Consider the following 5,217-nt stretch of genomic DNA (forward strand, 5'->3'; position numbering starts at 1 on the left):
GATGGCGTCATCGCCTTTGGCGGCGGCTCGGGCCTTGATCTGGGCAAGATGATCGCCCTGATGGCGCATCAGCGCGAAGGTCTCAGCGTCTGGGATCTGGAGGATGTCGACGACTGGTATACCCGCGCCGATGCCGCGAAAATCGCCCCCGTCATCGCCGTGCCGACCACCGCTGGCACCGGGTCCGAAGTTGGCCGCGCGGGCGTGCTGACCAACAGCGCGACCCATAAAAAGAAAATCATTTTTCATCCGAAACTGATGCCCGTGGTCACGATCTGCGACCCCGCCCTCACCACCGGCATGCCCCGCTTCATCACCGCCGGCACCGGCATGGACGCGCTGGCGCATTGCCTTGAGGCCTATTGCAGCCCGTTTTATCACCCGATGTCGCAGGGCATCGCGCTGGAGGGCATGCGCCTGGTCTTCGAAAATCTGGGCCAAGTCTATGATAACCCTGATGATCTTGACGCCCGCGCCCATATGATGAGCGCGGCCGCCATGGGGGCCGTGGCCTTCCAGAAGGGCCTTGGCGCCATTCACTCGCTCTCGCATCCGATCGGCGCGGTCTATAACACCCATCACGGCACCACCAATGCCGTGGTCATGCCGATGGTGCTGGCGTTCAACCGCAGTGCGATCGAAGAACGGATCGAGAAGGCCGCCGCCTATCTGGGTATCGCGGGCGGATTCGATGGCTTCTGTGCCGCCATCATGGACCTGCGGGCCAAGCTGGGCATCCCGGCCAATCTGACCGCCATGGGCGTCGATCCGGCCCGGTTGGACGAGCTGACCGAGATGGCGCTGGAAGACCCGTCTTGCGGCGGCAACCCCATCGAAATGACGCGCGAGAATACCCGTGCGCTTTTCGCCTCTTGCATGTAAGGTGTTGAAAAGGGGGCGTTTCGCCCCCTTCTCCCCCCTCCGCCAGATCGCGAGCCCATGACCGAGCATCACACCACCGAGATTGCCGTGATCGGCGCGGGCGTCGTCGGCATGGCCTCGGCGCTGCGCCTGGTGGCCGAGGGGCGGCGGGTGGTGATCGTCGATCCCGAGGCGCCGGGTTCGGGCGCCTCCTACGGCAATGCGGGCACGATTGCCGATTATGCGGTGCAGCCGGTCGGCACGCCCGAGGTGCTGAAAAACCTGCCTTCGCTGCTGTTTGACCGCCATTCGCCGCTCTCGATCCGCCGCGCCTGTTTACCATCTTTGGCGCCCTGGCTGCTGCGTTTTGCCCGGCAAAGCCTACCCGGCGCTGCCGCGCGCAACGCCCGCGCCATTTCCAACTTGTTAAAGGACGCGGCGCCCCTGTGGCGCGAGCTGGCCGCCGAGGTGGGGGGCGAGGCCATCCTGCAACCGCGCGGCTGCCTGTATCTTTACGAAACATCCAAGGCCTTCCGCGCCGCGCAGGCCGATATGGCCTTCCGCCAAAGCCTTGGAATCGCGGTGGAAATGCTGCGCCCCGAGGAATTGGCGGGCATGGAGCCGGGCCTGCCCGCCGCGGAGGGCGGGGCTGCGTTTTTCCCGCAGGCGGTGTTCCTGAGCGATCCCGTGGCCATGATGGCCAAGCTGGCGGCGCGGCTGGCGGCGCAGGGCGTGCCGCATCTGCGGCACCGAATCACCCGCCTCACCCGGCATTATGCCGGTCTGGTGCTGGAGGCCCCCGGCCTCCACCTCCATGCCCGCCAGGTGGTGATCGCGGCGGGCGCCCATAGCCGCGCCCTGGCGGCACAGGCGGGCGACGCCGTCCCGCTGGATACCGAACGCGGCTATCACCTTGAATTTGATATGGAAAGGCCGCGCCTGACCCGGCCCACCTGCCCAACGACTCGCGGCTTTTACCTCTGCCCGATGGCCGGGCGCCTGCGCGTTGCGGGCACGGTCGAGCTGGGCGGCCTCACCGCGCCGCCCTCGCCGCATCGAATCGCGCGCCTGCAGGAAGGCGCCCGCGCCATCTTCCCCGATCTGCCCGAGCCTAGCCGCAGCTGGATGGGGTTCCGCCCCTCCATGCCCGACAGCCTGCCGGTGATCGGCCCCTCGCGCGGCGGCGCAAATGTGATCCATGCCTTCGGTCACGGCCATATCGGCTTGACTTTGGCGCCGATCACGGCACGGATCGTCGCCGACATGATCGCAGGCCGCGAGGCCGGGCTGGACGTGGCGCCCTATGCGGCGACGCGGTTCTGACCCCCGGCAGCAGCGGCAGAAAAGAAGGGTAAGGCTTTGGCGCGCAAGGCATTTGTGACGGGTTCGGCGGGGTTCATCGGCTACCATCTGTGCCAGCGGCTGCTGGCCGAGGGCTGGCAGGTGCTGGGCCTGGATGGCATGTCCGACTATTACGACGTGGCCCTGAAGCAGCGCCGCCACGCCATGCTCAGCCAGCATCCCGGCTTTCGCGCCGTCGAGGGCCTGTTGGAAACCCCTGGCCTGCTGCACGGGCTGATGGACGAGTTTCGCCCCGATGTGGTGGTGCATCTGGCCGCCCAGGCCGGGGTGCGCTACTCGATCGACGCGCCGCGCTCTTACGTCGAGGCCAATCTGATCGGCACGTTCGAGCTGCTGGAGGCCGCCCGCGCCTTCCCGCCCGAACATATGCTGCTGGCCTCCACCAGTTCGGTGTTCGGCGCCAATGAGGCCATGCCCTATGCCGAAACGCATAAGGCCGATCACCAGATGAGCTTTTATGCCGCCACCAAAAAGGCAACCGAGGCGATGGCGCATAGCTATGCCCATCTCTACGCGCTGCCGGTGACGATGTTCCGCTTTTTCACCGTTTACGGGCCTTGGGGCCGCCCCGATATGGCGCTGTTCAAATTCACCAAGGCCATTCTGAACGGCGAGGCGATTGACGTTTACAACCACGGCGACATGCGCCGCGATTTCACCTATATTGATGATCTTGTTGAGGGAATCCTGCGGCTGATCGCGGCGGTTCCGGGCGCAGATCCGGTGGGCGCGGCCGACAGCCTCTCGCCCGTCGCGCCTTGGCGGGTGGTGAATATCGGCAATGGCGCCCCGGTGCAGCTGATGGATTTCGTGGCCGCCATCGAAGCCGCGACGGGGCGCGAAGCGCAGAAAAACATGCTGCCGATGCAGCCCGGCGACGTGCCCGCCACCTGGGCCGATGCGACGCTGATCGAGGCGCTGACCGGCCCGCTGCCGCGCACCGAGATCGGCGAGGGGGTGCGCCGCTTCGTGGCCTGGTATCGCGACTATTACCAGGTCTGAGGGCGCTTACAGCATCCCCGGCACCACCCGGTCCGGCGGGCGATGCCCGTCGGCGAAGGTCTTGATATTGATCAGGACTTTCTCGCCCATCTCCACGCGCCCCTCCACCGTGGCCGAGCCCATATGCGGCAGCAGCACCACATTGGGCAGCTCGCGCAGGCGCGGGTTGATCTCGTGCCCATGCTCGAACACATCCAGGCCAGCACCCGCAATCTCGCCCGCCCGCAGGCCCCGGGTCAGGGCGTTTTCGTCGATCACCTCGCCGCGCGAGGTGTTGATGACCACTGCCGAAGGCTTCAGCAGCTTCAGCCGCCGCGCATTCAGCAGATGGAAGGTCGAGGGCGTATGCGGGCAATTGACCGAAACAATATCCATCCGGGCAATCATCTGATCGAGACTTTCCCAATAGGTCGCCTCCAGCTCCTGCTCGATGCTGTCGTGGACCCGGCGGCGATTGTGGTAATGGATCTGCATGCCAAAGGCCCGCGCGCGCCGCGCCACCGCCTGCCCGATCCGCCCCATGCCCAGAATGCCCAGACGGCGCCCGCCGATCCGCCCGCCCAGGTGATCCATCGGCGCCCAGCCCGACCAGCGGCCCGCCTGCATCTCGGCCATGCCCTCGGGCAGGCGGCGCACCACGCCGAGGATCAGCGCCATCACCATATCCGCCGTGTCCTCGGCCCCCACGCCGGGCGTGTTCGACACGATGATGCCCCGCGATTGCGCCGTCGCCACGTCGATATGATCCACCCCGGCGCCGTAATTGGCGATCAGCCGCAGGCGCGGCCCGGCCTGCGCCAGCACCGCCGCATCCAGCTGATCGGTCACGCAAGGCACCAGCACATCGCAGCGCTTCACCGCATCCACCAGCTCGTCGCGGGTCATCTTGATGTCAGGATCGCGCAGCTCGACATTGAACAGCTCTTTCATCCGGGTTTCCACAACCTCGGGCAAACGACGGGTCACGATGACGTCAAGGCGCTGTGCGGGCATGCCTTCCTCCTGCAATCTTCCGACCCGGGCACTTCCAAATCGGTCCAGTTTCCGGCAAAGTGCCGGGTAACGGGGGCAGGCACAAGACCCCACGCAACAATGTTGCGCGCAAACATTGGAATATGGCGGAAATATTTCCGCGCATCTGGGATGATACAGGATCGCAGCATGAATTTCAGGCAATTCCTGCGGGATTTCGCGGCGCCGCTGGCCGTTCTGGCCCTTGGCACCGGCAGCGCCCTGGCACAGGCGCCCGGCCCCGAGGCCCCCGCCGAAGCCTCGGCCGAGGCGGCAGGCCGCGCCCCCTCGCGCGGGCAGGTGACCAACCTGCCGCTGCCGCGTTTTGTCACGCTGAAAACCGATGAGGGCAATGCCCGGCGCGGCCCCGGTCTCAGCCATCGCATCGACTGGGTGTTCACCCGCACCGGCATGCCGCTGAAAGTGACCGCCGAATACGAGAACTGGCGCCGGGTCGAGGATCAGGAGGGCCTGGGCGGCTGGGTACATTACTCGCTGCTGTCGGGCGTGCGTTCGGTCATCATCAATGCCGAACTGGCCGATTTCCGCGACGCGCCCGAACCCGATGCCGAGGTGGTCTTGCGCGCCGAACATGGCGTGATCGCCCGGGTGCAGCAATGTATCCCCGATTGGTGCCGCCTCAGCGTCGAGGGCGAAAAGGGCTGGGTCTCCACCGCAGCACTCTGGGGCGTGGACCCCGGCGAAGTGATCGAATGAGCCTCGACAGTCAGACCCGGCTGAAACTTTCCGCCGGGATCGCCTCGGTTCTGGTGGCCGGAACGCTGGTTCTGGCGAAACTCTGGGCGCTTGGCGCCACCGGGGCGCTGTCGGTCGCGGCCTCGCTGGCCGATAGCGCGCTGGACCTGATGATGAGCCTGGGCGCCATGGCCGCGCTGTTCTACGCCGCCAAACCCGCCGATGACGATCACGCCTTTGGTCATACCTCGGTCGAGGATCTCACCGCGCTGGCGCAGGCGCTGC

6 protein-coding genes are annotated in these 5,217 nt (G+C 66.3%); 5 read left to right on the forward strand and 1 reads right to left on the reverse strand.

What is annotated here, in order from left to right:
• From JNN06_RS09705 to JNN06_RS09715, 3 genes are all read left to right on the forward strand, one after another.
• Positions 1 to 882 (forward strand): iron-containing alcohol dehydrogenase (locus tag JNN06_RS09705; RefSeq protein ID WP_291239390.1); only part of this gene is annotated, 882 nt, incomplete at its 5' end.
• A gap of 57 nt (positions 883 to 939) precedes the next feature.
• Complete coding sequence (locus JNN06_RS09710; protein ID WP_291239391.1) at positions 940 to 2,184, forward strand: FAD-dependent oxidoreductase; 1,245 nt, start codon at positions 940 to 942, stop codon at positions 2,182 to 2,184.
• A gap of 36 nt (positions 2,185 to 2,220) precedes the next feature.
• Positions 2,221 to 3,225 (forward strand): NAD-dependent epimerase/dehydratase family protein, encoded by a 1,005-nt coding sequence (locus tag JNN06_RS09715; RefSeq protein ID WP_291239392.1) that lies wholly within the window; start codon positions 2,221 to 2,223, stop codon positions 3,223 to 3,225.
• A 6-nt stretch (positions 3,226 to 3,231) separates the two neighbouring features.
• On the opposite strand, the gene JNN06_RS09720 is transcribed toward JNN06_RS09715, so the two are convergent.
• The gene (locus JNN06_RS09720; protein ID WP_291239393.1) at positions 3,232 to 4,218 is read right to left on the reverse strand and encodes a D-glycerate dehydrogenase; all 987 of its coding nucleotides are present in this window, start codon (positions 4,216 to 4,218) and stop codon (positions 3,232 to 3,234) included.
• Between the two features lie 168 nt (positions 4,219 to 4,386).
• Here JNN06_RS09720 and JNN06_RS09725 point away from each other — a divergent pair, with 168 nt between their 5' ends.
• Positions 4,387 to 4,953: an SH3 domain-containing protein gene (locus tag JNN06_RS09725; RefSeq protein ID WP_291239394.1), complete on the forward strand. Its 567-nt coding sequence runs from the start codon at positions 4,387 to 4,389 to the stop codon at positions 4,951 to 4,953.
• On the forward strand, positions 4,950 to 5,217 hold a 268-nt coding region (locus JNN06_RS09730; protein ID WP_291239395.1), incomplete at its 3' end, for a cation transporter. The genes JNN06_RS09725 and JNN06_RS09730, both read left to right, overlap by 4 nt.

It is taken from the genome of Gemmobacter sp., assembly GCF_016792925.1.
GTDB lineage: Bacteria > Pseudomonadota > Alphaproteobacteria > Rhodobacterales > Rhodobacteraceae > Gemmobacter.

What these genes read in the sequence shown, in the direction of transcription:
- JNN06_RS09720 (WP_291239393.1), bottom strand. Translation starts at nt 4,218, where the DNA reads ATGCCCGCACAGCGCCTTGACGTCATCGTGACCCGTCGTTTGCCCGAG.
- JNN06_RS09710 (WP_291239391.1), top strand. Translation starts at nt 940, where the DNA reads ATGACCGAGCATCACACCACCGAGATTGCCGTGATCGGCGCGGGCGTC.
- JNN06_RS09725 (WP_291239394.1), top strand. Translation starts at nt 4,387, where the DNA reads ATGAATTTCAGGCAATTCCTGCGGGATTTCGCGGCGCCGCTGGCCGTT.